This window comes from Pseudoalteromonas sp. SR44-2 (assembly GCF_014163745.1).
In the GTDB taxonomy this organism is placed as follows: domain Bacteria; phylum Pseudomonadota; class Gammaproteobacteria; order Enterobacterales; family Alteromonadaceae; genus Pseudoalteromonas; species Pseudoalteromonas distincta.
Map to the genome: position 1 here is coordinate 41,652 of NZ_JACJDW010000011.1, position 25,868 is coordinate 67,519.

Sequence of the window (25,868 nt, forward strand, 5' to 3'; positions counted from 1 at the left end):
TATGCATTCAATGGCTTTAGATAAACTACGTCAACAAGTTGCAACGCTAAAACAACAAGCTGAGCAATTTGATAAAGCTAAACTTTTTTCTAAAAATCGTTACATGCAAGCACAACCTAGCTTGTTTGACCGCGCAGTTTTTAGTACCAAAAGCATGAACCTAGTCGATTACGTGATAGAAATAGAAGACGAAGTTTCGAGGTTACCGCCAAGCGAGCATCGCCATGCTTATACCTACGCGCTTGAACGTATTGCAGCTCAAATACAAGCTGTATTCAATGTTATTAAATCTACCCCTATTTGGGTTAAAGAAAACAAAAGCCATTATAAACCACGCCCTAAGCAAACCGTTTATAAGCAAGCTGTGCAAAAAATAATGCAATCATCCCATGAGCTTTACGACGAATTAAAACAAAACCATGAGTTTGAACGCCGTTTAGTACTTATGATTGAAGAGCGAAAAATGCAAATGGATAAAGCCTCACCTGCTAAAGCACAAAAGCTTAACCTTGAAATATTAAGCACACACGCTCGATTAGGCCGCTGCAGAAAAGCAATTTCTGCCACCGAAGATAAAATTCAACAAGTAGAAAAACAGCAGCTGCGTTAAGGCGCACTTTACTATGCAGCTTTATTATCATCCATTGTATTCAGACCTTATACTCCCAGAACGTCATCGATTCCCTATTCAAAAGTATAAGTTACTTAAAACCGAAATAGAAAACCTAGGTGTTTCGGCTATTCACTTTCAAGAGCCTAAAAAAGCAACCAAATCTCAACTTTCGCTATGTCATAGCCAACATTATATAAATAACTTTTTAAACGGCACGCTTAGCAATAAAGCCATAAAAAAAATGGGCTTTCCTTATTCAAATGAATTGGTAGAGCGCACATTACTATCAGTTGGGGCAAGCATCCAAAGTAGTGAACACGCGCTAAAACATGGTTTTTCGGCTAATTTAAGTGGTGGCTATCATCATGCATACAGTGATTACGGCAGCGGTTTTTGTATTTTTAACGATCTAGCTATTGCAGCAGCACATTTAATAAATACAGAGCAAGCCGACACTGTTTTAATTTTTGATTGCGACGTACACCAAGGCGATGGCACAGCACAAATCACTCAAAATCATGACCAAATTATTACCTGCTCAATTCATTGTGAGCAAAATTTCCCTCGTAATAAACAGCAATCCACTTACGATTTTGCATTACCCGCTAAAACAACCGACGCTGAGTACCTTGCTACATTAGAGCAAGCACTCGATTTTTGCGTGCGTATTCATAACCCCGATATTATTTTGTATAATGCAGGGGCTGATATTTACATAAAAGACGAGTTGGGCTTGTTTGATGTATCACTAGATGGCGTATATAAACGCGACTTTTTTACTCTCAACTTTTGTAAGCAACACCAAATCCCACTAATGTGCGGCCTAGGCGGAGGTTATCAGCGTAATTTGAGTTCACTAATTAATGTTCATAAACAACTATTTAAAGCCGCTATCGATTTATAGCAAGCCATAGTATAGACTCAGTTAAACGGATTATTTTAAAGCGGTGGGAATATGCGATTACACGAAGATATACACAACTATTACGAAAAGATTGTAGTCGAGGAAGTTATCAAACTTAAACTTGATGAAAAATATGATGAAGATGTAATGGCTGACTTTTGTTGTACGGTACTAAATCAGCTCCCGCCACGATATATTCGCTACGATGTAGATATGGCGTTTTATTTACCGCAATCAGAACGCATACATATGGAACAACGTGTACAAACAGCAATAAATGTTGCCATCAGCCAAATATCAAAAAAGAAAGAGTTAAATGACAAGTCCACTTGATCAAGCCCCTACACATATGAAACTTGCAGTAGATTTAATTATGATACTAGAGCAACACGATGTTGCTCCAGAAGAAGTACTTAAAGCACTTGAAATAGTTAAAAGCGACTTTGAAAAGAAGCTAGAAAAGTCATAACTCTATTCTATTATCTGTATGTCGTGCTCGGTAACGCTACCTTCGTGCTTAGTGCAATCAATTTTAACTTCACCAAATGTACGCCTAGGCGAAGCTGAACGCCGACAGGTCATATTTTGTGCTTTAACGCCAAATTGCGTTATATACAACTCAACTGTTTCGTCTATTTGTTGTTTTTGCTGCGTAGTCGCTGCACTGTAAAATGCATCGTATTGCGCAGACCAATTCTCAACCCCCGCTTCTTTTGCAACACCTAGCCAGCCCATTCCGAGTTTAGTAGATTGCTCCAAGTATTGGCCTTTTAAAAACATGAATGCCAACGTGTATTGTGCACTTTTATAGCCAAGTGCTGCCGGCTCTTTTAAATCATAAAAAGCTTGCTCGTACAGCCCCTTTTTATACGCTTTAATACCATTGTATTCTTTTTTCTTCATTGTATTGTCGCTGTATAGGCTAACAGGGGTCGACCCACACCCACCTAATAAACCTACAGCCAAAATTGCTGCAACCGATATACATTTAGCCATAACTAGTCCTTTATTATTTTTATATGCGAGTACCGAATCTGGCTTACACTCTTTGCAAAGCCTGTTATTGTGTAATCCTGTTTGTATAATTAAAATACTATCATGAGCTTAGCAAGTTTACTTCGGTTATTTTTTCTGGCTGCAATTTGGGGCGCGTCATTTTTATTTATGCGAATGGCAGCTAACAGCTTAGGCCCAGCGGTGTTAATAGAATTTAGAGTTGGCTTTGCCGCACTCACCCTCTTTATTGTGGCGCTGTACTTAAAACGCAGCTTAGCGTTTGTCCAACATAAAAAACACTTTTTTATTATAGGTGCGTTTAATTCTGCTCTGCCGTTTTTATTTTTTGCTTACGCAGCCCAAACTATTAGCGCTTCCACACTCTCAATTTTAAATTCTACAACACCAATATGGGGTGTTGTTGTTGGAATTGTATGGAAAAAAACAAAGCCCAATAAAAGTATGGTGATTGGTTTACTGCTGGGTTTAATTGGCGTAGTTATTTTGGTTGGGCAAAATCATTTTGTGTTAAATAGCCAATCAATTTTGGCCATAGTAGCGGCATTAAGCGCATCACTTTGCTATGCCATTGCATCGCATTACACTAAAAACGCGCCTAAACTGGCCCCATTCGATAACGCCCATGGCTCAATGTGGGCTTCAAGCTTTATGGTATTGCCTCTTATCTTATTTATGCCAATGCGTGAAGTTCCAAGCACCAACGTTATGTTAGGTGTACTCGTATTAGGAGTAATGTGTACCGCACTTGCTTATATTTTATTTTTTAAATTAATCGAAGATATAGGCCCTACCTCAGCATTAACAGTCACGTTTTTAATTCCACTATTTGGCATCTTTTGGGGGCATTTAATTTTAGATGAGCAAATTGGGCCAAATACGTTACTAGGCGCATTATTTGTCATTGTGGGCACTATGCTGGTTACTGGTTTCTTACCACGAAAAAAGCACTTAGCTAAAACAAGCTAAGTGCTTATATCAAGCGCTTTTACAAAGCGCTTACTTTTGTGCTTTTTTGCTTAAGTTTTCAATTAAGTCTTGTGCGCTAAAACTGTTGTCGCTTGGCTTTATACCTTTGCCCATTTTAATATCAATTAAGGTGTGCACTTCTTTGCGTTTATCATTGTTGCTCACTTGTACGCCTACACTGCTTGTTGGGCGAGCGCGTGTTTCGCAGGTTAATAAACCGCAGCTTCGCTCATATTGCTGGCTTTGTGATGCACTAATAGATGACGCGGGAGCTTGCGATTTAGACTCAACAAAGGTTTCTTTGTTGGTTACAACAAACCAATCGTAGCCTTGTGTTTGGGTAAGCTCAGCCGCGCGTAATAATGCATAGTCACCGGCATCGGCTACATTATTTGATACGCTTTTAAACTCTACTCGGTATTGATCGTCGCTAATCTTTTGCTCGCTGTAACCTTGTGAGCCATTATTTGCGGCGCGGTAATCAGGTTTAGATGCACAGCCCGCCATAAGTAAAATACTGATAATTAAAATAGATGTTTTCATAGTTCACCTCGTTTTATACACATTATTATTTGTTTAACTGCCACTTTGCGCTAATTGCTTGCTGCTCTTGCGCTCTATCGAGTGGTGCGCCGCTGATCATGCTATCTATAACAGCATCTAACTCACTGTTATTAGACGCCGTTTGATATTGCGCGCCACTGTTACTTTGCTGCACGGCTGTTTGCGCTTTAATTTGCCAACCGCTTTGCGTTTTACAAGCAATGCTTGTTTGCGTTGTATTATTTGAGCTTAGTGCATACTGCCTACAAAGCTCACCTTGCTGATTTTTAAAACTAAGCTGTGCACTAAATAGTGAGCCATCACTTTGCTTATACTCACCACTACTTAGCTGTGTATTAAGCGCTGTGGCTATGTTACTGGCTACTAAATTTTGCGACTCATTGGGTTGTAAATAGCTCGTCATTGCAATACCAAATACCACAGCAACGCTTGCTGCTATTGCTAAACTTTTATTAGCCGATTGCTTAACCTTTTGCCAAGGCGTTAACGTTACTACATTACTGTTTAACGTGTTTTTTGTCGTTGCTGTATCAAGCTTTGCAACCGTTTTAGCTAATGAGTCACTAAGTGGTGCGTCGTCAATACTTGCTGCGTGCTCTTTTACTAACATGTCTACTTCGCTAAATTCTGCAAGTCGCATTACTAGCTCATCATCGGTTTCAAGGGCTTTACGCACTTGCTCCATTTCGTGCTCGCTTAGTTCTGAGTCTAAAAAGGCGCTAAGTGTTTCGTCGTTAATGTTCATACTTGCTCCTTTTTAAAGTCGGGTTTTATTAAATTATAAAGTGTACTGCGTGCGCGCGATAATTTACTCATTACACTGCCTATAGGTATATCGAGTGTATGTGCTACCTCTTTATAAGCCATGCCCTGCACTGCCACCAGCGATACTATGGCGCGTTGTTCTTCGGGTAATTGCCCAAGTGCTGTATTTACATTTTTAAGCATTTGTTTGTTTTCGAGTGTTTGGTGCTCATTACTTGTTATTGGCTCTGGTAATATATCGGCCTGAGCCGTATTTTGCCTTACCTTGCGTGAGCGGTATTCATCTATCCACACATTACGGCAAATTTTAAATGCCCATTTAGCAGGCTCAACGTCATCTGAAATACCTTTTACTAATAGTTTTTCAATTGTTATTTGCACTACATCGTCTGCATCTGCTTTACTACCCGTTAGCGAATAGGCAAAACGCCTAAGCATGGGCAATAAGGTTTTTATAGTTTCGTTCATTGATTTTTACCCCTTTTATAAAGAAGACGATTCAAAAAAGCATTTATTCCCAAATAATCAAAATAATTTAAATAATGAAATATTTCTATGTGTTAAACGTTAACTAACCAGCATGATAAATTTAATAGAAGTAACCCACTATGAATATTATAAACACACGCGTTAAACACATAATAGCCGCTTCGCTTTGTATGTTTAGCGCAACGAGTTCAGCCAATATAGTAAGAGTCGATCAGGTGCTTGGGCAGCTAAACCCAATAGAGCAGCGTATTGAACAAACTATAGAGCGAGCACAGCGCCTGCCGCTTCCGGTGCCTGTTCCACAAATATCGATTGATGAACTAAAAGCGCAAATAAGTGAGCCAATTAGCAGCTTACCCAATGTGCTTAACATTAATATAAATAGCCAAAACACCGCATTTGTTGAAGTAGAGCTTGAAAACGGCTTTAGAGCAATAGAGCGCCAATGGTTATTAATGGCTAATAGCCAACAACTTAATACCCTAAAGCAGCAAAATGTAACCATTGTATCGGTAAAAAATTACAACGCACTTAATATGAGCTTAGTGCGCTTTAACGCCCCCCAAGGTGTTAACTCTAAAAGTGAGTTATTAAAAGCGCTTAACTTAAATGAGTCTGCAATACTTGACCGAAACCACATTTACCAAGCGCAAACAGGCGAGCCTACCGCAAAAGTAACACCAAATAAGTCTGTTGCTCCTTACTGCACACAAAGCGTAAAAATTGGCATGATCGACAGCGCCATTAATACCAAACACAGTGCTTTTAAAGGCGCAAATATCATCACACAAAGCTTTTTACCACAAGGGTTAAGCTCGCCAAATTTACACGGCACCGCCATTGCAGGGCTAATTACAGGTAAAGGCGCAAAACTTAACCCGCTTTTAGGCAGTGCCAAGCTCTACAGTGCCGAGGTGTTTTATAGGCAATCTGAATATGCACAAGGGGCTACTTTATTTGCCATAGTAGAGGCACTTAACTGGCTAGTTAGTAATAAAATACCCGTAATAAATATGAGCCTAACGGGGCCAAATAACGCAATTTTAGAAGCAAGTATTACTGCAGCAATAAAACAAAATGGTTTAATTGTAGCAGCTGCGGGTAATCAAGGTCCGGCGTCGCAGCCGTTATACCCAGGCGCGTATAAAAGCGTGATAGCGGTAAGTGCTATTGATTCAAAAAACCACATTTATAGATGGTCAAATAAAGGCGATTACATAGACTTTGCAGCCCTTGGTGTAAATGTTGTTACAAGCCAAGGCAATGGAAAATTTGGGAGGGAGTCGGGTACGTCAATGGCGGCGCCGCATGTAAGCGCGGCATTAAGTTGTTTATTGTTAAAACATGGTAATAATAAAACCAAAGCACTTAACGAACTTACATCGCTGGCCGTCGATTTAGGCAAGCAAGGCAAAGACGCCACCTTTGGTTATGGCGCCATTTACCCACCTAAAAGTGCACTTTAACTGACGCCGATAAAACCGACTGAGTATAGGTATTGCTACTAAGCTTTGATTGATAATCGCCATATTCAGCCTCAGCTATTAGTTTTACGTGCTCAAACACAGCTAGGTTATAAAACGCATTAACTACATTTCGATGCTCATCTCGCGACGGTATTTGCTCAAAAAAATCATCCGTTGTTTGCTCATCGTAATCTTTATTTTGATAACGCCAGCCAGCCCCTACTTTGTTAGCCACATTAAAGGCCGTAAATTTGTGCGTAACTTTAGTAGTAAAGCCGTAGCCGTTAAAGTCGTATTGGTTGTCGTCGGCGTTTTCTTTATCGGCACTTAGCGCTGCCATTAACATGGTTTGGCCATTATTTATAAAATGATAAAGCGCTACATCGGCACCTACGCCGTCGGCATTACGTGCTTTTGCAGTAGCAAAACGTTTAGCTTTGGTTTTTATGCTCATACGCAAATACGTATGCGGGTTTAAAAAGTGGCCATAGTAAGCACTAGCTTGATTAAAATGTAAAAATGTATCGCCATCTACATTTGCTTTTGCACCATCGTAACGAACTCCTACCTCATGGCTATTAAAGCTATAACTGCCATCTAAACCATATTGATGAAGATCTAAATCGTATTGATCAAATTCATCGTAGTCTTGTTGTTCAAACCGATAGCTTGAGGTTAATTTAGCGCCTTTGGTTAATTGCCATTTTGCATTAACACCTGCTGCGGTTTTTATGCCGCTGTCGCTTTGCGATGAAATATCGTCAAGCTCCTGAACAGAGAGCGCTGAATTACTTAATCCCCCAACTTCTGCATCTGCATTTAGCTCAAAGCTACTTTTAAAGGGTTTATTTTGCTCAGGTGTTTTAACGTGGTTGGTTTGTGCAAGCACCGCTTGGGCACTAAAAACATACAATGTGGCGGTTATAACTGCTTTCATATTTATTCTCCAACAGGCCGAATAGGTTTCCCTATTCGGCATTTGTGCAAACACGCTTAGGGCGTATTAAAGACCTAGGTCTAAATCGTTAGTAATGTTGGTAACTACTTCACTTGCGGTGCTAAGTGCTACATCGTTACTAATTTGATCAGTGACCGCTGCACTCACCTGCCCGCTAACACTTTGTTGTACCGTGCTTTGTAAGCTGCTAACCGTACTATCTTGCACACTGGCAATTAAAGATTGCTGAACACTGCTTACTACTTCATTACTGGTATTAATTGCATCACCTACCTGCAGTGTAGAACTCACTGAATTTGCAGCCGTATTAGTAATTGCTAATTGGTTTGTAAGCTCACCCGTATTAAGCGCATTTGTTGCATCAGCTTGTGTTACTGAATCGGTAGAGCTACCCACATTTGAAAGTAAAGAGGCATCTGTTGGTGTATCAGTAGTATCAGGCTGAGCGGCTTGCTCTGAGGTAAGCCCAAGTAATGACGACTGGCTCACTGCAGTCGTTAAATTACCCGCCGAGGAGGTTAACTGCGCGGTTGCATCAAGTGCTGTATTGGCTGTGGTATTGCCTATGGCATTTAAAGACGAGGCCGATGCGTTCAATGAGTTATTTAAAGATGAGCTGGCAGATGCAACTAATGAATTTGCAGGCTCTGCGGCCTCGCTACTTTCTTGCGCTGAAGTTTGCGTGTTATTTGCCGTTGAATCTGTATTTTGCGAATCGTCAGCCGTTACTTGTGTATCGCTAGATGCGTTTGACTCGTTGCTACCACTGGCTGTTAAACCGTTTTGTGAAAGCGCAATAGATGTAGATGTTTGTTGCTGCGCCGACGTTGACTGAGATAGTTCAATATCAGCGGCGTGCACTGCACCTGTAAAAGTACACACACCGCTTAACATCATTACGCTTACAATTTTATTTAATTTAATCATTGTTTTGTCCTCTAGTTTGTCGGATTGACATAAAGAAGACGATTTACAAAAACACTTTATTCCAAAATAAATTAAAAAAATTACAATAAAATCACTTATTAACTAAATTTCAAATACTTAAAGGTAAGCCAATACCCTACGGCGTTAGCGTTTCACTATTTTGTATCAGCAATAACAGCTCGGCGGTGGCGGTTGCGTCGGCCAATGCGCGGTGATGGCTGGTTAAATTTAAATTAAAATGCGCGCTAAGGTTACCAAGCGAATACGACTTTAAGCCTTTAAACGCTTTGCGCGATTCAACCACGGTGCACATTTTTGGCATTTTAAAAAAGTGCCCTGCCATCTCGCACTCTTTTTTAATAAAGCCGTAGTCAAAATTAACGTTATGGGCTACAAAAATACTGCCTGCGAGTTTATCTAATAGCGGCTTGGCTATATCGGCAAATACTGGCGCGTTGCGTACCATGCTATCGCTAATACCGGTTAATGACGTAATAAAGCCAGGTATATGGCGCTCGGGGTTAACTAAGCTTGTCCAAGTATCAATGACTTTACCGTATTGCACTTTTACAAGGCCTATTTCGGTAATACGGTTACCGCCTTTTAAGCCGCCGGTGGTTTCTATATCAACTACGCTGTAAACACGGTTTGGATCTACAAACCACTTAACTGCGGCAATGTGTACCGTAAAGCCCACATTTTTTAAATTATCTATGGTGGTAAGTTGGTTGCGCCTAAGCTTATCGCCAGGGGCTTTTACCTCTTCAAAATGTACTTGGCCATTATTAATGACCATTAAGTCGGGGTAGCCGTCTTTTAGCTGTAAATAATGTTTGCTCATGGCTGTTAAGTGCGCAATTAGCGCCTTAATAGGGCTGTTTAAAATAAGCGCCTCTAGTGGCTCTAATAAATTGCTGCGCCATCTAAACAAACCGTTAGGTTGCTCAAAGTATTGCGCTGCATGTTTGCATACTAAATTAAGTAATGCTTGCGACGTTTGGCACTGCGCTAAGCGCTCATTTATCTGTGTTTGCTGCGCTTCATAAAAATTACCAAGCCTTAATACTTGCGGATAAATATCAAACTCATTGCATGGCGGATAAGGCGACTCCACAAATAACTCATGCCAAAATACTAAACCAAACAAACTTTGCCAAAGCGTGTTTTCGGTATTAAATACAGCCATACCTTGGCGAGTATAATAATCGTTTACGCCCTGCTCTACTTCACCTCGGTACAGTTCATCTATTTCTAGCACGCACTGAGTATCGGCAAGCATGGCACTTAAACGCGAACGTGTTTTTTTATTAAACTTACGCATTAAAAAATCGTCAGCAAAATAAAGTAAATCATCAGTAAGTGGGTTTTCGATAATGGCTTCTAATCGAGCTTTTACCCACTCTTTATTGCCAAGCCTGTATTGCTCTCTTATTTGAATTTCTTGTGCTTCGCTATCATCCACACACCCTTCAAGTAAACTAAAAGCAAGTTCGCTATCAACTGTTTTTAGCTGCCTATAAAGCCTAACTAATAGTTTGTTTTTTAATACAACGGCTATTGCACCATGTGCAGCTTGCACTAAAACCTGCGACGCTAAAGCAACATAGTCGCTCTCATCTGTAATATTTTTAAATGCAAACCGGTAACGGTTTAATAAATAGTTTGATTGCGCTTCGTCAAGTGTTTCAAAGCGCGACAAGCTCTCGCTGTGTCCTTCGCGCGTAGCGGTTAAGCCTAAGTCTCGCATTACAAAACGGTTTTGATGATTCACATCACCACTGCTTAGTTTACCTGCAAATAAAAACTCAAAATACTCGTAGTAATCACTGCGGTTGTTAATTACATACTGGCTATAAAGTGGCGCAAGCTCTTGTGGGCATGCTTTAAAAAACTCACGCGCAATATCCACCAGCGCGCCTTTAGCGGCGCTTTTTTTAAAGCTTATTTGCTCACTGTAATTACTTAGCAACTCAACCAAAGAAGGCTTAGTTAAGTGCGCTAAAAGCTGCTGGTAATGCTGCTCGTTTGGCTCAAATAAAATGCCCGCTTTTTTTAGCGAATAAATAGCCTGATGCGGCGAGGTTATTTCTTCATAGTTAAGCGATTGCGCCTGCACCAAATAAGGCTTTCGCGAGTACACACGCGCCAACATGCATTGGCTTTGCTCATCTAGCTGGTTAATTTTACTAATAAATTCGCTGTGTTTGGGCTCAAGTAAATGCATACATTTACTAGTTACAAACTCAATAAGCTCTCTAAAATGCGCTAAATAGTATTTTGCTGGTAATTCTTTTTTCATAATATCGCCATAACTGTATATAAAAACAGTATCTAGCATTTATGCTTATTATTCAATCTTAAACTTATAACTAAAACACGCTATAGTGAGCGTATAAAAGCAAATTCATTAAAAATAAAGGACTTACCATGAGCGCGCATCCGTACGATGTTTTATCACTCAATAACGGCGCAAATATTATTTTTACGCCTTGCCCTGGCACAAAAACGCAAAACCTAGCGGATTCAATCGCTACATTAAAGGCGGCTGGCACTCACATGCTGCTTTCACTTATGCCGCAAAAAGAACTTGAAAAAAACAACGTACAAACAATTAATAGTGAGTGCAATAAGCACGATATAACCTGGTTTCATTTACCTATAAATGACGACGAAGCACCCAAACAGCCTTTTACATCAAGCTGGAACACCCACAAAACCGACATATTACAGGCCATACAACACAAACAAACCATTGCCATACATTGCAAAGGCGGTACAGGCCGCACAGGGTTGGTGGCTGCGCTTATTTTAAATTCGGCAGGTTACACAAAAGAAGAGGTATACAACCTAGTACAAGGCATTCGCCCTAAAGCGCTTACTATAGAATTGCAAAAAGAGTACTTTGAGAGTTTTAGTCGGTAATAAAAAAGCTAGCGTAAAACAGCAAAGCTACTGATAGTTAAACGCCCATTAACTGGGTCACAGGCATAACCATTAGACGCGTTTATATTACCGGAATGCAATAAGTTACTTGGGTATATAACTGCGCGATTTAGCTTTGCCTCTACACTGTAAACTTGCTCAAACAAAGTTGTACTTCCATTTATATATTGTGGATTTTTATGAAGCTTTTGCGCCATGGCTTGTTGCTTAATAGCTTGCCTATAAAGCATAAGCCGCTCTTTTGTTATACGTTCGTACCCTAGGGCTCTATGCTTATAAAATGAAGTGCCACCATGAGTTTCATCACATAAAAAGTGCACTATAGCAAGTTGATTTATATTAGGTGTATCAAAATGAGGGAGCATTTGTATTGGCCTGAGCTTATCAGGCTCAGTGCATGCAATTGAAAAAGCAGAAAGAATTACATCGAACTCGCTTTTATCCGCCATATCAAAGTGTGAATTAATAATTGGCGCAAGCGCTTTTAACCGCTCGATATAACTAAGCGGTGCTGCTTTTCTTACTCCTGGGTAAAAATCACTTTCTTGTGCGCAAAACGCTTCTCTAGCACTTTGAGAAAACACAGCAAAATTAATAAGCGCATCTACATTATTTACAAAATCATCAATAACAATAATAGGGGTTTTCTCTTCCCCTACAGTATGTATGTGTAACGCCATATTTTCGTTTAGTTTAAAATCAATCATCGGCTAAATTAAGCACTGCATTTTTACGCTCTATCAATGGGTATATTTGGCCAAGTGAGGTTATAACAGTATAAATAGCGGGTAATAAAGCGCTTTGATGTAAAAGTGTAATTTGATCACTATTAAGTTGTGCGAGTCTTTCTTGGTTAATAGTGTATAGGCCGTTTAACTTTGTTTTTTGACTGTTCTGAAACGTTACCTCAAGCGATAATGGCTGCAGTAGATCATGCTGTAACAAGGTATCAATTAACTTTTTATTGTCTATTTCGCCCTGTAGTAAATGCCCTAAACACTGCTTTATTTGTTTGAAATAGCTACTTTCTTCTGCGCTTTGGGTATAAATTGGTTCTAAATTATTCTGGCTTTGCGATCGATTATTAACGACTGCTGGGCTATTTAAATTAATACACACAGGGTATTGAGTTTGCTGCGCATGAGTATCACCAACAAAAAATGGCTGACGCTGTAATTGAAGCGGTAAATACACACCCTGCCACTGCGAGTTCTGATAAAACAAGTTCTCATGTTGCTCAAAGCCTAATAAAGCATTGAGTGTAAACTCGCCTGTTTCTGAGTTTTTTGCAAAAACTATAGGCTGCTGAACAGCAATTTGGTTTAGTTCCGCCATAACAACAGGAACCATATTAATGTTTTCTGCGTGTGATTGTGCCTTTTGTGTGTCTATTTTTATGTGCTGATGAGCACTTTGTTCTAATGCGACTAAATTTTCCATGTGTGTCTCTTTATTGTTTTTATGTGTAAATTTTTAAGCTAAATAGTGCTAAAACCATGATTCTTAACTTTATTTAATAATTCTCGGTTACTAGGTAAGTTAGTTACAGCTTGGTTTATCATGCTCTTATTTTTATCAAACTGACTTTTAGCAAAAACAGTGTCTTCAAGCATATAGGCAGTTGTGCTGTAGTCACTTTTAAAGCCCATACCATATAAAACATATTGATAACTCGCAGCTGGAAACACCTCATTGTTACTTGTAAAGTCGTGATCAGCAGGGGCGCGGTATTGCCATAGTTTCATTAGATCTTGTAAGCTTTGAGGAATCGTTTTAGGGTCTCTGTTATCGCTCCAAAATGCGTTATCGTCACGGGTTGATAAAATATAATGTAACTTTAAAAAGTCGATTATTTTTTCCCACCTATAGGTAAACGTCTCATTAAAGCGTTTGGCGGTAATATCCATAATATCCCGGGTATGGGGGAGCTGTTCGCTGATCATTTGTGCTGACATTTCTACTAATACCAATGCAGAAGCTTCTAGTGGCTCTAAAAAACCAGCCGAAAGCCCAACCGCAACACAGTTGTTTTGCCAAAAATGTGAGCGGTGGCCACTTTTAATAGGGATTTTTCTAATTGTTAACGACTCTATTTTATCGCCTACATACTCTCTAAGCTTTTCCCTTGCTTGCGACTCAGTACTGTACTTACTGGAGTACACATAGCCCACCCCACGGCGATGCTGTAGTCCTATATCCCATATCCAGCCCGCTTCTTGCGCTGTTGAGATTGTGTGAGATGCAATACTCTCATTTTCATCTTCATAAGGGACTTGCACTGCTAAGGCGGTATCAATAAACAGCACATCATCGCAGGGCTGAAAAGGAACCTTATAATGCTCGCCTAATAACAATGATGAAAAACCAGTGCAATCGATAAATAAATCACCGCTAATTTCACCTTGTTGCTTTGTAGTAACGCTTGCAATATCGCCATTTTTAGCACTATTGACCTGCGTTACATCAGCTAAAATATGTTTAACGCCTAGCTGCTGAGTACAATGTTTTTGTAAAAAAACGGCAAATTTTGCAGAGTCTAAATGGTAGGCATAATTGGCTATAGCAGCATATTCTGGTGTACAAATTGTTTTAGGGGCAAGCCCTTGCTCACAAATAGCTTCTTGGTAACACACTGCGTTTGAAAAAGACGTTGACTCTGCTGTGTTATTTAACCAATGCCCTGCCATATCGGTTTTTGAAAAGCCCTGCGGCAGAACTAATGGGTGATAGTAAAAATCATCATCGCTGCCATCCACCCATTTGGCGAATTTTGCTCCTTGCTTAAAGCTTGCTTCACACTCGCGTATAAAATCGGTTTCGCTAATACCAAGTGCTATTAATGTACTACGCATGGTAGGCCAAGTGCCTTCACCAACACCTATAATTGGTACATTTGGAGATTCAACTAGCACAACATTAAGACCATCGGGGGTATTACTTTTATGGTGCGCCGCTAATCGACCAGCTGTTAGCCAGCCTGCTATACCACCACCAACGACAACCACTGTTTTTATTTCTTTATTTTGCTGGTTCATGCTTGTTACCTATAAAGGCGTATTTAAAAAGTGGCTATTACTAAATGTAAAAGCCACTTTTATTATTTAAGTTAGAAACTTCCACGAACACCTAACGCAAAACGTCGCCCGCTATCTTCAACCATTAGTAATTGATTAGAGAAGCGACCACGTTTGTGTACGTATTCTTCGGTTAAGTTTATACCCTCAAAGAACACCGATACATTTTCGGTAATATCATAGCTGCCACTGGCATCGAATTGTGCATAGTCTTCAACTATCGTCACACCATCACCATTTAACTGTGTTAGTGACTGTACAAAGCTATCGCGCCAGTTATAGGCTAAACGCGCCTGAAATGGGCCATTCTCATAAAAGCCAACCACATTATAAGAGTCGCTTAAGCCTGTTAATGCAAATACTTGAGTTATATCTGCAGGGTCTAGTTCTGCATCACTATCAACAAATGTTGCATTAACCATAAAACCAAAGCCACTATCATAACTATGCTGTAAGGCTATTTCCCAGCCATCAACAATCGCCGATTCGCTATTATTTGGTAATGTGTTTGTAAATACAGCCGTCGAGTCAGCAGCGTCAGAGTTATCTACATCGTTACCTGTTGAGGGGTCAGTCAACAATCCGCCGTCAGACAATTCAAAGGTTAAATCTTCAGTGGTATTGATAATGAAGTTAGCAACATTCTTTCTAAAGTAACCAGCGGATAAATAACTGGCATCCGCGTAATACCACTCTAATGATAAATCTAAGTTATCAGAGGTAAATGGCTCAAGCGCAGGGTTACCAGAGCTTGATGTTAAATTGCCCCCTTGGCGCGTTGTTTCAATTACTGTTACAGGCGACATACTATCGAGTGTTGGTCGCGTAATTGTTTGTGATACAGCAGCACGTGCTATTAGCTCATCGCTTATTTCAAGCTTTACGCTAAAGTTAGGTAAAATTGCTTCGTAATCTGAACTTGCTGAAATATTTTCTACGGCGCCGAAATTAGCAAGCATTTCTGTTTTATCTAAGATAGTTAACGCGCTAACCGGCTCATCTGTGCCCTTTACTTTTACATCGGTGCTTTCATATCTAAAGCCCGCTGTTGCGTATAAAGGCATGCCTGCAAGTTCAGCTTCAAAATCAAATTCTGTATAAAGCGAGAAAGTATCTTCAGTTATCTCAAACGACTTATTACGTTTAACTGCATCAAAACTAATAGGCTGACCATTCGCCGCAGCTATTTGCTCAAGGTACGCAAAGTTTGCCTCTCCATCATGTGCAAGCCATGACGTTGGCATACGACCGCTGCCGCTCACATCACCTAAAAAGTCATCCCCTGCATCAAATACAAATTGCGCTAAGCCATCCATACTTGGGTCATCTGGGTAACCACAAAAAGTACAGTGAATACCAACCCCTTCGTTGTCCCAACGATCAAGGTTTTTAGTTTCAGTTGAATACATAGTACCAAATTTAACCGAAACTAGGCCTGAGCTGCCATCGTTATGCCAAATGCTATCCCAACGAAACTGATCCACAGTATCTTCTACAGCCCAACCACGGCGAAGCATTACGTGTGCACGGCTGTTGGCTGTATCTAAATGATTTGATACACCATCAGGTGCAACTGCAGGGTTATAAGCAACACCGTCCAGCTCTTGCTGGCCGCTATAAATGTTAGGGTTAGCAGAGGCAAACTCACTCGCGTAAGGTAGTATGCCGCCATCTACTTCAAATCGAACTCGGTTAGCATAGCCAATCAACGATAGCTGATCGCCACCGCCATTATTAGCCTCACGCTTGGCTTTTGAGTGGCTCAAATCAAACTTCATATTTAAGTTATCGTTTACATGCCAATCAAAGTTTAAACCTAATGCGCTAGAGTTGGTTAAACGATCAAACTTTTTAGCGTGCATATCGGTTGCAAGGCCTACCTCTTGATATAAATCAACCACAGTGCCATTTTCATCAACGGTTGGGCCTGCAGCATCACCAAAGCCTTCTAAGTTTGGAGCTGTAAACCAGTGCCCGTAAGACGTTGTGTCTGCTTCTACATCAAAATCTGAATAGAGCGCATCAGCAGTGATAACTAAATCATCTGAAGGTGCATACTGTATAACTAAATTTGCATTAGTGCGTGTACGTGTCTCTGTAGTAACTTTATGATCGTAATTACGTGGCGAGAAAATATTACCGGTGTATGCTTGCCCGCTTTGAGTTTGAGGATTTGGGACGCCCACGTTTTCTAACCAGCCGTCTACCTGTGCCTGATTTAAGCGTGTTTCGCGCTCTTGGCGAGAAACAGCAAATAACACACCCAGTGTGTCATCATTAAATGTATTGCTGATTAACCCAGATATCTCAGGTGTGGTTTCTTCGCTATTTTCATCGTAAATACCCTTAACACTGCCCGCAACTTTAAAGCCATTAATAGCAAATGGGCGCGCTGTATTTACATTGACTGTTGAACCAATACCACCTGACTGCTTTGTGGCTGTTGAGGTTTTAAATACGTCTAAGCTTTTAACCAGCTCTGATGCAATGGTATCAAAACTAAACGCACGGCTTTGATTCTCTGATGCCATTTGGCGTCCATTTACAAGCACTGTATTAAACTGAGGGCCAAAACCACGTACTGTAATGAGCTGCCCTTCACCGCCTGAACGGTCTATTGAAACCCCTGTAATACGCTGTAAAGACTCAGCTAAATTTGTGTCAGGAAATTTACCAATATCTTCAGCTGAAATGGAGTCAACCACGCCACCCGCTTCTCTTTTGGCATCCATAGCTCGACCAAGCGAGCCTCTAATTCCGCGTACTTCAATTATTTCTGGTTCTTGTGCTGCTGTCTCTGCTACTGCAGGGAGCGTTGCCATTGTGCTTAGTACAGCAAGTACTGCACTGGACACGCCATTTTTTTTATAGTTAGCCATGTTGTCAGTTCTCTCGAAGCTTGGATCTATTAAAATAGATATTTGCCCATCTTCGCTAACATGCGGTTGCAACCCTGTGCCATCGAGTAAAATCTGTAATGCGTTTATTATTGAATACTCGCCAGCAATAGTATTTGTTTGTAACTGCTGAATTTTATCCAGCGGAAAAAGCAAAGTAATATCGGCTTGCTCGGCAAAATTTATTAGCGATAAATCGGCCCTTTGTCTAGGAATATTAAACACTGCTTTATCGTTTACAGGGCTCGCTTTTACCTCGGTGGTGAATAAGCTAAAAACCAGCACATAAATTGGTAAACAAAGCGGCAAATGCACATATTCCTTGTGTATAGTTTTTGGCCATACACTGAACAAAGACGAGTGACTTTTTATTTTCCTCCATAAATATTTTTTATTTTTTTCAAATAATTTATTTTTTTGACTAGCCATACTTATTATTACTAAACCTTTATTATTTTTTGGTGTGCAAAAAAATGTTGTGGGGTTTCAACTAAAAAGTTAAATATATTTTTATATTAATTAATTGGTTATATGAACACGTATAATTATAGAGCTAGCCTATACGTGTTAATAATCTGAAAAACTGTAGTACACTTGGTATTCAAATTACAAGCTTTTAACAACAAGGATTGATAGTGCCTGCAATTTTACAAATAGAAAAACAATTTATTTTAAAATTGAGTAGCGGATTTTTTATTACCAATCGTCTTAAGCTGTAATGGCAAAACAATAACAACAATTGCCAAAACCACACACACACGAGACACACACTCAATGACAAAAGACACACTATTTTATAAGGCTTATCTGGCCTCGCGCAAAGGTCTCTCAAATGTAGTGGCACGCATAGTGCCTCCACATGAAATTGAAGACATTGTGCAAGAAACTTACGTGCGAATTTGTCAAATAAAAAACACTGAAAACATTTGCTCACCAAAATCTTTTATTTATAAAACGGCGCGTAACCTAGCGCTCGATTATCAAAAGCAAGCCAATATACGACTAGTCGATAGTATCGACAACATGGAAGCATTAGAGCAACTCTTAACGGAACATCAGAAAGACGAAATGTACGAAAATGCGCTTACCGATTGCGAATTTTCAAATTTTTGTGAAGCTGTCAGGCTTTTGCCTGTTCAATGCCGTAAAGTGTTTGTATTAAAAAAAGTGTATGGTTATTCGCAGCGAGAAATTGCTGCTCAATTAAACCTTAGTGAAAGTACCGTGGAAAAACATATAGCAACCGGCGTAAAACGTTGTACGCAGTTTATGCGACAATCTGAAAAAAGTGTGTATGGCAAACCTAACTCTTCTTCACAAAAAAGTGCAGGGGGTAGTCATGAGTAATGTCCACCATATAAACGAACGAAATAATAAGGCAGTCGAAGACGTACGCCTTGATTGTGCTAGTGAATGGCTTGCTAAGCTCGATAGAGGTTTAACTAAACCCGAAAAAGACGCATTGCAGCTATGGTTAGCTCAGTCATATAAAAACGTCGAAGTATTACTTGAAGTTGCACACCTATGGGACAAGATGGGTGAACTCAGCCGCTTATCTGATCTATTCCCGCAATCACAATCTAGAAAAAAACGCCTCCCTGTGTGGTTAGGTGCAACGGCCGCTTCTGTTTTATTGGCTGTTGCACTTAGCTTTTTTCAAGAAGCATTTAATTTTTCATTTTTTTATCCCGTTAATCAGTCAACTGTTGTCGCTAAGCAACTTAACTTTCAAACGGGTGTAGGTGAAAGCAAGGACATAATTTTGCCAGATAAAAGTGAAATTACATTAAACACTAATAGTTTTGTACAAATAAGATATACCCGAGACTCTCGAGTAATTAACTTACTGCGGGGCGAGATACATATAAATGTGGCGCATGATAAGACACGGCCTTTAAGTGTTATTGCTGGTGATAAAGTTATTCAGGCAGTAGGCACTGCGTTTAATGTTGAAGTGGGTAAAAAACAAATAGAGTTAATAGTCACTGATGGCAAAGTGCTTGTTGCCGAACAAACTAGTTCGCAACCATCAAACCTCCAAAAAAATGGAACAAATAAGCTTGGTAAATATTTATCAAATAACTCTACAGCAGTTTCTAAAGGTGAAAAGCTCGATTTAAGTTTCAAAGGTAAAATAGCTAAGCACGTTGAAAAAGTAGACCCTATAGACGTAGCGGCTAGTCTTTCTTGGCGTAAAGGAAGCCTTATTTTTAGAGGCGAATCTCTTGCCGATGCCATGGCCGAGATTAGTCGATATACGAATATAGACTTTGAGCTTTCTGATGATGAGCGTTTAACAAGGGTACAAGTCGCTGGTATGTTTAAAACAGGCGATGTTAAGGGCTTATTAGAAGTATTAAATAATAATTTTAATATTAGTTATGAAAGAATTAGCCCAGATAAAATTCGTTTAAATTACGCAGATCCAAGCGCTTCAATATAGTACAGTACACAATAATAAAAATCAGGACACACAATCATGACATCATCTTTATCGCCGAGGAATAATAGCTCGGCGCGCACATCAAACACGTGCTCACTTTTTTACGTAATTTTTATCTCTGCCGTGGCTGCTATTGGTGGCTTTTTATTTGGTTTTGACTCGGGCGTTATTAACGGCACGGTGTCGGCGCTGGGTAATGCGTTTAATTCTAGCAGTGTAGCTACGGGGTTTAACGTAGCGTCTGTATTACTTGGCTGCGCGTTAGGTGCGCTTGCTGCGGGGCCGATGGCTGATAAGTTTGGTCGCCGTGCAATTATGATCATCACTGCGATTATTTTTGCCATTAGTGCATTTGGTTCGGGCATTAGCGAAAGCTCTGCGGAGTTTATTTTTTACCGTTTATTTGGTGGTTTAGGTATTGGTGCTGCATCAGTATTAGCGCCAGCTTATATTGCAGAGGTGGCACCACCAGCACTACGTGGTCGTTTAGCTACATTGCAACAACTCGCTATTGTATTGGGTTTATTTGCTGCTTTTTTAAGTAACTACTTAATTGCTGATGCAGCAGGCAGCGCGCAAAATATTTTAATGCTTGATATAGCCGCTTGGCGCTGGATGTTTTGGGCTGAGCTTGTGCCTGCTGTGTTGTTTTTAGTCGGTGTTTTGTTTATTCCGGAGTCGCCTCGTTATTTAGTGGCGCAAGGTAAAGTGGATGATGCAAAATCGGTATTTAGTAAAATATCGAACGACAATGTTGATGCGCAAATAAGCGATGTTAAACGCTCATTGCATAGCGATACAAAGCCAAGTATTCGCGACTTATTTATTGATAACAGTAAAAAAGTACACCCAATTGTTTGGGTGGGTGTTGCGCTGAGTGTATTTCAGCAATTTGTGGGTATTAACGTGGTGTTTTATTACGGCTCTGAGCTTTGGCAAGCCGCTGGGTTTGATGAGTCGCAATCGCTATTTATAAATGTACTCGCAGGTACTACTAATATTGTATCGACCTTTATTGCCATTGCCCTAGTTGACAAAATTGGCCGTAAACCACTGCTATTAGTAGGCAGTATTGGTATGTTTATTAGCTTAAGCGCGCTTACTTATATATTTGGCAGTGCAGGCCTTGATGAAGCAGGCAAACTTGCACTTAGCGATGACATGGGTACGTTTGCGCTTATTATGGCTAACTTATTTGTGGTGTTTTTTGGCTTAAGTTGGGGCCCTGTTGTATGGGTATTATTAGGCGAAATGTTTAATAACCGTATTCGCGGGGCAGCACTTGCTGTTGCAGCTAGTGCGCAGTGGATTGCTAACTTTGCCATTACCATGACCTTCCCTATTATGCTTGCCAACATTGGCCTTGCCGGTGCTTATGGCTTTTATGCATTATCGGCACTTATAAGCATATTTTTTGTTGTTAAATACATAAAAGAAACACGTGGTAAAACGCTCGAATCTATGTAATTTTTAAAAGCGATGATATTAATCGCCAGCAAAAAAAGTAACGGGTGCTAACTACTTAGCGCCTAATCAACAATTATCAATCGAAATGAAACAAACCGGTTTAGGCGCTTCTATTGTTTGGGAAATTTAAAAATGATAACAGAATTCACCCCAGTATCGGCTGCAATAGGCGGGGCATTAATAGGTATAGCGTGTACGTTATTACTGGTTTTATACGGAAAAATTGCGGGTATATCAGGCATTGTTAAATCTGTATTCGCTAAAGCAAATTCAGACTCTCGTTGGCAGTTATACTTTATTTTAGGGTTGTTGTTTGCAGGAGTGGCTGTAAGGGTATTTGCGCCATCTTTATTAGAAGGCGAATTGCAATTACCACCTTGGCTTATTGTTGTTGCAGGGCTTTTAGTTGGCGCTGGTACAACGTTAGCTAATGGGTGCACAAGTGGCCATGGTGTGTGCGGCATGTCGCGCTTTTCTACTCGCTCTTGGGTTGCAACATGCACATTTATGCTTGTAGCCTTCATTACAGCAAACCTTGTAGGATAAATAATGAAAGCAATTATGATGGTTGTTATAGGCTTTATATTTGGCTTAGGACTTATTATTAGCGGGATGACAAACCCCGCTAAAGTGATTAACTTTCTTACCTATGGAAACCAATGGGACGCAAGTTTAATTATAGTGATGGCTGTTGCCATGCTAATAATGATGCTTACATGGTTATGGGTTGCAAAAAAAGAGAAGCCACTTCTTTCAGGAACGTTTAATTTAAGTGATTTAAAAAAAATTGATACGCGCTTAATTATCGGCTCGGTACTTTTTGGTTTAGGCTGGGGTTTAAGTGGTATATGCCCAGGCCCGGGCTTGGTTCAATTAGTATCTCTTAAAATGGAATTTTTATTGTTTTTTGCAGCCGTGCTAGGCGGTATGTGGTTAGCCAAAAAAGTATAATATTTGCTGCCGACTAAACTCGGCAGCTACTTTTACCCAAACAAAGGTACATAACTTGCTGCAATATATATAAAACTATATTGAACAGGTTTAAGTTATGCTAAATAAAGCGCTGGAATTTTCTAACAACACACCTTGGTTAGGCGCAGCGTCCTCCCTATTACTTATAGCTATACTACTGTTTTTAATTCGTTTTTTTGTAATGTACTGGCTAAAAAAATGGACTTCAAAAACCAAATTTATATTCGATACTTTACTAATAGAGTCAATATCTAAGCCGCTAACACTGTGCACAATTATTGTGCTACTCACCATTTTAGAGCACGACACTTTCATTATTAGTACTTCTATTTCTCAACAGATCCCTTTTAATAGCATTAATATTGTATTAGCTCTGCTTGCACTTATTATGTTTTTAGACCGCTTTATTATTGGCACTATTAATTACTATGGTAAACAATCTGCCGTGGTTTTTAATTCAAAAAGCATAATTAAAGGCGTGATACGCGTTACATTATCGTCAGTGGGATTACTGGTTTTAATGGGCACGTTAGGTATTTCTATTACGCCCATTATTGCCTCGTTAGGTATTACATCACTGGCTGTTGCTCTTGCTTTGCAACCTACCCTCGAAAACTTTTTTTCTGGCGTGCAGCTAGTAATAGATAAACCTATAAGGGTGGGTGATTTTATTGAGCTTGAATCTAAGGAGCAAGGCTTTGTAGATCATATAGGCTGGCGATCTACATGGGTTAAAATGCTACCTAACAATATGATTATTATACCTAATAGCCAATTATCTAAATCGCGTATTATTAATTACTTTTACCCTGAAAAAGAGCTAAGCGTGCCTGTTGATATAAGTGTGCATTACGATTCAGATTTAGAATTTGTTGAACAAGTAACACTTGAAGTGGCTCGTGAAATACTTATTTCACACGAATGGGGTGTTGATGATTACAATACCTTTGTGGTTTTTCATACCTTTGATAGATCAAGCATTAACTTTACGGTGATGCTTAGAGCTAAAGAATACTTTAATCGCTTTTGGGTAAAATCTGCTTTTATAAAAGCCCTGCATAAACGCTATAAAAAAGAAGGTATTGTAATCCCCTTCCCTATTACGGCTATTAACACTACTCAAGAAGCCGCTAAATTTAATAGTGATAAAAAGGTGCAAGGCGACACTTAAAAAAAAGCGCGAGTAACTCTCGCGCTAATAAGTATTAAAACTTGTAAGTTATTTGCCCAATAATTTCACGAGGGCTGCCAGGAAAGTGGCCGTTTCGCTCACTAAATCCACTTACCGCGTATTCTTTATCAAACAGATTATTAATATTTACACTCAGCAATACGTCGTCAAAGCGACTCGTCCAGCTCATATCAAATAAAGTAAATGGTTTTACTTTTTGGCCACTGGTACTCAGTTGCTCACTTACGTAATTTGCACCAAAGGCAATTGATGAGTCAATTGAATCAATAGCGTAGCGAGTCCATAAACCTGCCTGGTGGCGTGGTGCATTAGCAAAGCGCGAACCATCTCCAAATGTATTTGAAAGCGTATCACCCGTTACGCCGTCTACCACTTGCGTATCGTTGTAAGCGTAGTTAGCCGTTACGGTCCAGTGCGCTGATAAATCGCCGACTAAAGTTGTTTCAAATCCTCGGCTTTCTACTTCACCTATATTTAAAAGTGCAGCAATTCCATCTCCAGCTCCCGTATCGTCAGGGTTGCTCATTACCACGTTTTCTTTATTAATTTGGTAAATTGCAAAGGTGCTCATTATTTTGCCGTCGAGCCATTGGTTTTTCATACCCAGCTCGGTTTGCTTGCCGGTTTCTGGTTCTAAATTACCTTCGCCTTCTACATCTTCTTGGTCGGCTGACGATGTAGGGTTAAAGCTCTCTGAGTAATTAATATATACCGATGTGTTTTCTACTGGCTGATAAGTAACAGCAACGCGCGGCGTTATATCGTTATCTGAGTAACTAAAACCTGTTTCTTGATTAAACTCTTTAAAATGGTCATAGCGCAAACCTGCAATTATTGTCCACTGCTCGCCTATGCTAATTACGTCTTGCGCGTATACACCAAATCGGTCGGTATCTACGCCATCGCGGTTCATATCGGTAAGGTTATAAGTACTTGGATCGGTTTCACCGTAGTTTAAATTAAAAATATTTAAATTAGCGACGCCATCGGCCTCATATCGGGCGCGAAAGTAGTCATATTCGGTATCAACGGTGTGGTAATCACCACCAAATAAAAACTGATGGGTTAATTGTCCTTGTCCAAAGTTATAAACAAAGTCGGTGGTTACACTTGCCTCTTTATTGGCACGAAATTGCTTACGGTATTCACGCTTAATCGTTTCATCGTCAATATTGGCAACGCCATCACCGTTTACATCTACCCAGCTTTGCGACTCATGGTAGGCTTGGTCTCGCTTGTTATCCATGTAACGAAACGTAGTACTTAACGAAAAATCATCATTAAAATAATGGCTAAGTTCTGCTTGAAGCACCAAAGCTTCCATATTTTGATAATCAAACGACTCATTCGCGTTATAACTTGGGTCAACTAAAAAGTTACCGTTGTCATCTACCGGTACGCCACGTAAGCGGTTTCCGCCTAGGTCTTGTTTAATGTAGTCAACACTTGTGGTTAAGGTCGTTGAATCTGTTAAATCAAATAACAATCCGCCTGTCAGCTCGGTGTTTTTTGAGTCTGCATTGTTACGAAAGCTGTCTTGCTCTTCATAGTAACCACCCAATCTATAAGCCATTGTATCGCTTAAACCGCCGGTCATATCAAGTGATGCACCACGGGTGTTGTAGTTACCCAAAGTAAGCTTTAGTTCGCGTTTTTGTGTGTAGCTTGGCTTTTTGGTTACGTAATTAATCATCCCACCAGGTTCGCCACCGCCATACAAAGCAGAGGCAGGCCCTTTTAATACTTCAACACGTTCAACATTAAATAACTGCGGTACACCAAAGCCCGAATATGGGTCGCCACGCACACCATCATAAAATACATTGGCGTCATCTCTAAAACCACGAAAAGTTACACCTGAGTAGCTGTATTCACTCACACCCGCAATCGAGCGGTATAAATCGGTAATGTCGCGCGCGGCTTGGTCAATAATAAGTTGCTCGGTTAATACCTGCGCAGATTGCGGTAATTTAATAAGATCTAAATCCGTTTTAGTACCAATTTTACTTTCGGTTTCTAGGTAAAATTGCTGGGCACGGCCAGTTACTTCTATTTTTTCAATATCGTTATTTTTCTCGGCAAATGCCACATTAGAAAAAGCAGAAAAAGACGCAGCAATACTGAGCGCCAAATATTTTTGGTTAAACATATTGATCCAAAGAAGAGGTTTATAAAACACTGCGAATGATAACGACTATCATTAACATGTGC

The 25,868-nt window shown here is 40.0% G+C and carries 25 protein-coding genes; 13 read left to right on the plus strand and 12 right to left on the minus strand.

Features of this window, described 5'->3' with window-relative positions:
- Position 1 precedes the first annotated feature (1 nt).
- From H5115_RS08755 to H5115_RS08770, 4 genes are read left to right on the plus strand one after another with little or no spacing between them, the layout of a single operon-like run.
- Positions 2-610, plus strand: coding sequence for a primosomal replication protein (locus H5115_RS08755; protein ID WP_002958255.1), 609 nt, complete (start codon positions 2-4; stop codon positions 608-610).
- 13 nt (positions 611-623) lie between these two features.
- Positions 624-1,517, plus strand: a complete 894-nt coding sequence (locus tag H5115_RS08760; RefSeq protein WP_182754823.1) for a histone deacetylase — start codon at positions 624-626, stop codon at positions 1,515-1,517.
- Positions 1,518-1,568: 51 nt separating this feature from the next.
- Positions 1,569-1,850: a late competence development ComFB family protein gene (locus tag H5115_RS08765; RefSeq protein WP_002958257.1), complete on the plus strand. Its 282-nt coding sequence runs from the start codon at positions 1,569-1,571 to the stop codon at positions 1,848-1,850.
- Complete coding sequence (locus tag H5115_RS08770; protein ID WP_076914928.1) at positions 1,834-1,986, plus strand: DUF2496 domain-containing protein; 153 nt, start codon at positions 1,834-1,836, stop codon at positions 1,984-1,986. The genes H5115_RS08765 and H5115_RS08770 overlap by 17 nt, the downstream gene beginning before the upstream one ends.
- 2 nt (positions 1,987-1,988) lie before the next feature.
- Here H5115_RS08770 and H5115_RS08775 read toward each other — a convergent pair whose 3' ends face one another.
- Complete coding sequence (locus H5115_RS08775; protein ID WP_182672041.1) at positions 1,989-2,513, minus strand: sel1 repeat family protein; 525 nt, start codon at positions 2,511-2,513, stop codon at positions 1,989-1,991.
- A 102-nt stretch (positions 2,514-2,615) separates the two neighbouring features.
- Here H5115_RS08775 and H5115_RS08780 point away from each other — a divergent pair, with 102 nt between their 5' ends.
- A complete protein-coding gene (locus H5115_RS08780) occupies positions 2,616-3,500 on the plus strand; it encodes a DMT family transporter (protein WP_182674410.1) in 885 nt (294 codons plus the stop codon).
- Between the two features lie 30 nt (positions 3,501-3,530).
- Here the strand turns inward: H5115_RS08780 and H5115_RS08785 are convergent, their stop codons facing one another.
- From H5115_RS08785 to H5115_RS08795, 3 genes are read right to left on the minus strand one after another with little or no spacing between them, the layout of a single operon-like run.
- A complete protein-coding gene (locus H5115_RS08785; RefSeq protein WP_182754825.1) occupies positions 3,531-4,043 on the minus strand; it encodes a CC0125/CC1285 family lipoprotein in 513 nt (170 codons plus the stop codon).
- 25 nt (positions 4,044-4,068) lie between these two features.
- The gene (locus H5115_RS08790) at positions 4,069-4,809 is read right to left on the minus strand and encodes an anti-sigma factor (protein WP_182754826.1); all 741 of its coding nucleotides are present in this window, start codon (positions 4,807-4,809) and stop codon (positions 4,069-4,071) included.
- Positions 4,806-5,297, minus strand: a complete 492-nt coding sequence (locus H5115_RS08795; RefSeq protein ID WP_182754828.1) for an RNA polymerase sigma factor — start codon at positions 5,295-5,297, stop codon at positions 4,806-4,808. The genes H5115_RS08790 and H5115_RS08795 overlap by 4 nt, the downstream gene beginning before the upstream one ends.
- 140 nt (positions 5,298-5,437) lie before the next feature.
- On the opposite strand from H5115_RS08795, the gene H5115_RS08800 reads away from it, so the two are divergent.
- Positions 5,438-6,784: a S8 family serine peptidase gene (locus H5115_RS08800; protein ID WP_182754830.1), complete on the plus strand. Its 1,347-nt coding sequence runs from the start codon at positions 5,438-5,440 to the stop codon at positions 6,782-6,784.
- Here H5115_RS08800 and H5115_RS08805 read toward each other — a convergent pair.
- The 3 genes from H5115_RS08805 to H5115_RS08815 all read right to left on the minus strand — a co-directional run bounded on the left by H5115_RS08805 (position 6,768) and on the right by H5115_RS08815 (position 11,007).
- The gene (locus tag H5115_RS08805) at positions 6,768-7,721 is read right to left on the minus strand and encodes a surface lipoprotein assembly modifier (RefSeq protein ID WP_182754832.1); all 954 of its coding nucleotides are present in this window, start codon (positions 7,719-7,721) and stop codon (positions 6,768-6,770) included. The two genes, H5115_RS08800 and H5115_RS08805, sit on opposite strands and share 17 nt — an antisense overlap.
- A gap of 66 nt (positions 7,722-7,787) precedes the next feature.
- Positions 7,788-8,669 carry a hypothetical protein gene (locus tag H5115_RS08810; protein ID WP_182754834.1) on the minus strand — a complete coding sequence of 294 codons (882 nt, stop codon included), beginning with the start codon at positions 8,667-8,669 and terminating at the stop codon, positions 7,788-7,790.
- A 136-nt stretch (positions 8,670-8,805) separates the two neighbouring features.
- A complete protein-coding gene (locus H5115_RS08815) occupies positions 8,806-11,007 on the minus strand; it encodes an exonuclease domain-containing protein (RefSeq protein ID WP_182754836.1) in 2,202 nt (733 codons plus the stop codon).
- A gap of 89 nt (positions 11,008-11,096) precedes the next feature.
- Here H5115_RS08815 and H5115_RS08820 point away from each other — a divergent pair, with 89 nt between their 5' ends.
- A complete protein-coding gene (locus H5115_RS08820; protein WP_182754838.1) occupies positions 11,097-11,591 on the plus strand; it encodes a dual specificity protein phosphatase family protein in 495 nt (164 codons plus the stop codon).
- A gap of 8 nt (positions 11,592-11,599) precedes the next feature.
- Here the strand turns inward: H5115_RS08820 and H5115_RS08825 are convergent, their stop codons facing one another.
- The 4 genes from H5115_RS08825 to H5115_RS08840 form a co-directional block, all read right to left on the minus strand.
- Entirely contained in the window at positions 11,600-12,319 is a 720-nt protein-coding gene (locus tag H5115_RS08825) for a DUF6445 family protein (RefSeq protein ID WP_182754840.1), read from the minus strand.
- Positions 12,312-13,052, minus strand: a complete 741-nt coding sequence (locus H5115_RS08830; RefSeq protein ID WP_182674402.1) for a SapC family protein — start codon at positions 13,050-13,052, stop codon at positions 12,312-12,314. Before H5115_RS08830 ends, H5115_RS08825 begins: the two co-directional genes overlap by 8 nt.
- Before the next feature lie 38 nt (positions 13,053-13,090).
- Positions 13,091-14,647, minus strand: a complete 1,557-nt coding sequence (locus H5115_RS08835; protein WP_182754842.1) for a tryptophan halogenase family protein — start codon at positions 14,645-14,647, stop codon at positions 13,091-13,093.
- Between the two features lie 71 nt (positions 14,648-14,718).
- Positions 14,719-18,012, minus strand: coding sequence for a TonB-dependent receptor (locus H5115_RS08840; RefSeq protein ID WP_182754845.1), 3,294 nt, complete (start codon positions 18,010-18,012; stop codon positions 14,719-14,721).
- A gap of 345 nt (positions 18,013-18,357) precedes the next feature.
- Between H5115_RS08840 and H5115_RS08845 the strand changes: the two genes are divergently transcribed.
- From H5115_RS08845 to H5115_RS08870, 6 genes are all read left to right on the plus strand, one after another.
- A complete protein-coding gene (locus H5115_RS08845; RefSeq protein ID WP_002958279.1) occupies positions 18,358-18,930 on the plus strand; it encodes an RNA polymerase sigma factor in 573 nt (190 codons plus the stop codon).
- On the plus strand, positions 18,923-20,026 hold the full coding sequence (locus H5115_RS08850) for a FecR family protein (protein WP_182754847.1): 1,104 nt from the start codon (positions 18,923-18,925) through the stop codon (positions 20,024-20,026). Before H5115_RS08845 ends, H5115_RS08850 begins: the two co-directional genes overlap by 8 nt.
- A 36-nt stretch (positions 20,027-20,062) precedes the next feature.
- The gene (locus tag H5115_RS08855) at positions 20,063-21,493 is read left to right on the plus strand and encodes a sugar porter family MFS transporter (protein WP_182754849.1); all 1,431 of its coding nucleotides are present in this window, start codon (positions 20,063-20,065) and stop codon (positions 21,491-21,493) included.
- 132 nt (positions 21,494-21,625) lie between these two features.
- Positions 21,626-22,039: a YeeE/YedE family protein gene (locus H5115_RS08860; RefSeq protein ID WP_182754851.1), complete on the plus strand. Its 414-nt coding sequence runs from the start codon at positions 21,626-21,628 to the stop codon at positions 22,037-22,039.
- A gap of 3 nt (positions 22,040-22,042) precedes the next feature.
- Positions 22,043-22,444 carry a DUF6691 family protein gene (locus tag H5115_RS08865; protein WP_182737147.1) on the plus strand — a complete coding sequence of 134 codons (402 nt, stop codon included), beginning with the start codon at positions 22,043-22,045 and terminating at the stop codon, positions 22,442-22,444.
- 97 nt (positions 22,445-22,541) lie between these two features.
- Complete coding sequence (locus H5115_RS08870) at positions 22,542-23,636, plus strand: mechanosensitive ion channel family protein (protein WP_002958286.1); 1,095 nt, start codon at positions 22,542-22,544, stop codon at positions 23,634-23,636.
- Between the two features lie 34 nt (positions 23,637-23,670).
- Here H5115_RS08870 and H5115_RS08875 read toward each other — a convergent pair whose 3' ends face one another.
- Positions 23,671-25,806, minus strand: a complete 2,136-nt coding sequence (locus H5115_RS08875; protein WP_182754853.1) for a TonB-dependent siderophore receptor — start codon at positions 25,804-25,806, stop codon at positions 23,671-23,673.
- Between the last annotated feature and the right edge of the window lie 62 nt (positions 25,807-25,868).

What these genes read in the sequence shown, in the direction of transcription:
- H5115_RS08755 (WP_002958255.1), top strand. Translation starts at nt 2, where the DNA reads ATGCATTCAATGGCTTTAGATAAACTACGTCAACAAGTTGCAACGCTA.
- H5115_RS08810 (WP_182754834.1), bottom strand. Translation starts at nt 8,669, where the DNA reads ATGATTAAATTAAATAAAATTGTAAGCGTAATGATGTTAAGCGGTGTG.
- H5115_RS08765 (WP_002958257.1), top strand. Translation starts at nt 1,569, where the DNA reads ATGCGATTACACGAAGATATACACAACTATTACGAAAAGATTGTAGTC.
- H5115_RS08870 (WP_002958286.1), top strand. Translation starts at nt 22,542, where the DNA reads ATGCTAAATAAAGCGCTGGAATTTTCTAACAACACACCTTGGTTAGGC.
- H5115_RS08845 (WP_002958279.1), top strand. Translation starts at nt 18,358, where the DNA reads ATGACAAAAGACACACTATTTTATAAGGCTTATCTGGCCTCGCGCAAA.
- H5115_RS08835 (WP_182754842.1), bottom strand. Translation starts at nt 14,647, where the DNA reads ATGAACCAGCAAAATAAAGAAATAAAAACAGTGGTTGTCGTTGGTGGT.
- H5115_RS08785 (WP_182754825.1), bottom strand. Translation starts at nt 4,043, where the DNA reads ATGAAAACATCTATTTTAATTATCAGTATTTTACTTATGGCGGGCTGT.
- H5115_RS08830 (WP_182674402.1), bottom strand. Translation starts at nt 13,052, where the DNA reads ATGGAAAATTTAGTCGCATTAGAACAAAGTGCTCATCAGCACATAAAA.
- H5115_RS08790 (WP_182754826.1), bottom strand. Translation starts at nt 4,809, where the DNA reads ATGAACATTAACGACGAAACACTTAGCGCCTTTTTAGACTCAGAACTA.
- H5115_RS08795 (WP_182754828.1), bottom strand. Translation starts at nt 5,297, where the DNA reads ATGAACGAAACTATAAAAACCTTATTGCCCATGCTTAGGCGTTTTGCC.
- H5115_RS08865 (WP_182737147.1), top strand. Translation starts at nt 22,043, where the DNA reads ATGAAAGCAATTATGATGGTTGTTATAGGCTTTATATTTGGCTTAGGA.
- H5115_RS08840 (WP_182754845.1), bottom strand. Translation starts at nt 18,012, where the DNA reads ATGGCTAGTCAAAAAAATAAATTATTTGAAAAAAATAAAAAATATTTA.
- H5115_RS08875 (WP_182754853.1), bottom strand. Translation starts at nt 25,806, where the DNA reads ATGTTTAACCAAAAATATTTGGCGCTCAGTATTGCTGCGTCTTTTTCT.
- H5115_RS08805 (WP_182754832.1), bottom strand. Translation starts at nt 7,721, where the DNA reads ATGAAAGCAGTTATAACCGCCACATTGTATGTTTTTAGTGCCCAAGCG.
- H5115_RS08850 (WP_182754847.1), top strand. Translation starts at nt 18,923, where the DNA reads ATGAGTAATGTCCACCATATAAACGAACGAAATAATAAGGCAGTCGAA.
- H5115_RS08770 (WP_076914928.1), top strand. Translation starts at nt 1,834, where the DNA reads ATGACAAGTCCACTTGATCAAGCCCCTACACATATGAAACTTGCAGTA.
- H5115_RS08825 (WP_182754840.1), bottom strand. Translation starts at nt 12,319, where the DNA reads ATGATTGATTTTAAACTAAACGAAAATATGGCGTTACACATACATACT.
- H5115_RS08855 (WP_182754849.1), top strand. Translation starts at nt 20,063, where the DNA reads ATGACATCATCTTTATCGCCGAGGAATAATAGCTCGGCGCGCACATCA.
- H5115_RS08775 (WP_182672041.1), bottom strand. Translation starts at nt 2,513, where the DNA reads ATGGCTAAATGTATATCGGTTGCAGCAATTTTGGCTGTAGGTTTATTA.
- H5115_RS08760 (WP_182754823.1), top strand. Translation starts at nt 624, where the DNA reads ATGCAGCTTTATTATCATCCATTGTATTCAGACCTTATACTCCCAGAA.
- H5115_RS08780 (WP_182674410.1), top strand. Translation starts at nt 2,616, where the DNA reads ATGAGCTTAGCAAGTTTACTTCGGTTATTTTTTCTGGCTGCAATTTGG.
- H5115_RS08800 (WP_182754830.1), top strand. Translation starts at nt 5,438, where the DNA reads ATGAATATTATAAACACACGCGTTAAACACATAATAGCCGCTTCGCTT.
- H5115_RS08820 (WP_182754838.1), top strand. Translation starts at nt 11,097, where the DNA reads ATGAGCGCGCATCCGTACGATGTTTTATCACTCAATAACGGCGCAAAT.
- H5115_RS08860 (WP_182754851.1), top strand. Translation starts at nt 21,626, where the DNA reads ATGATAACAGAATTCACCCCAGTATCGGCTGCAATAGGCGGGGCATTA.
- H5115_RS08815 (WP_182754836.1), bottom strand. Translation starts at nt 11,007, where the DNA reads ATGCTAGATACTGTTTTTATATACAGTTATGGCGATATTATGAAAAAA.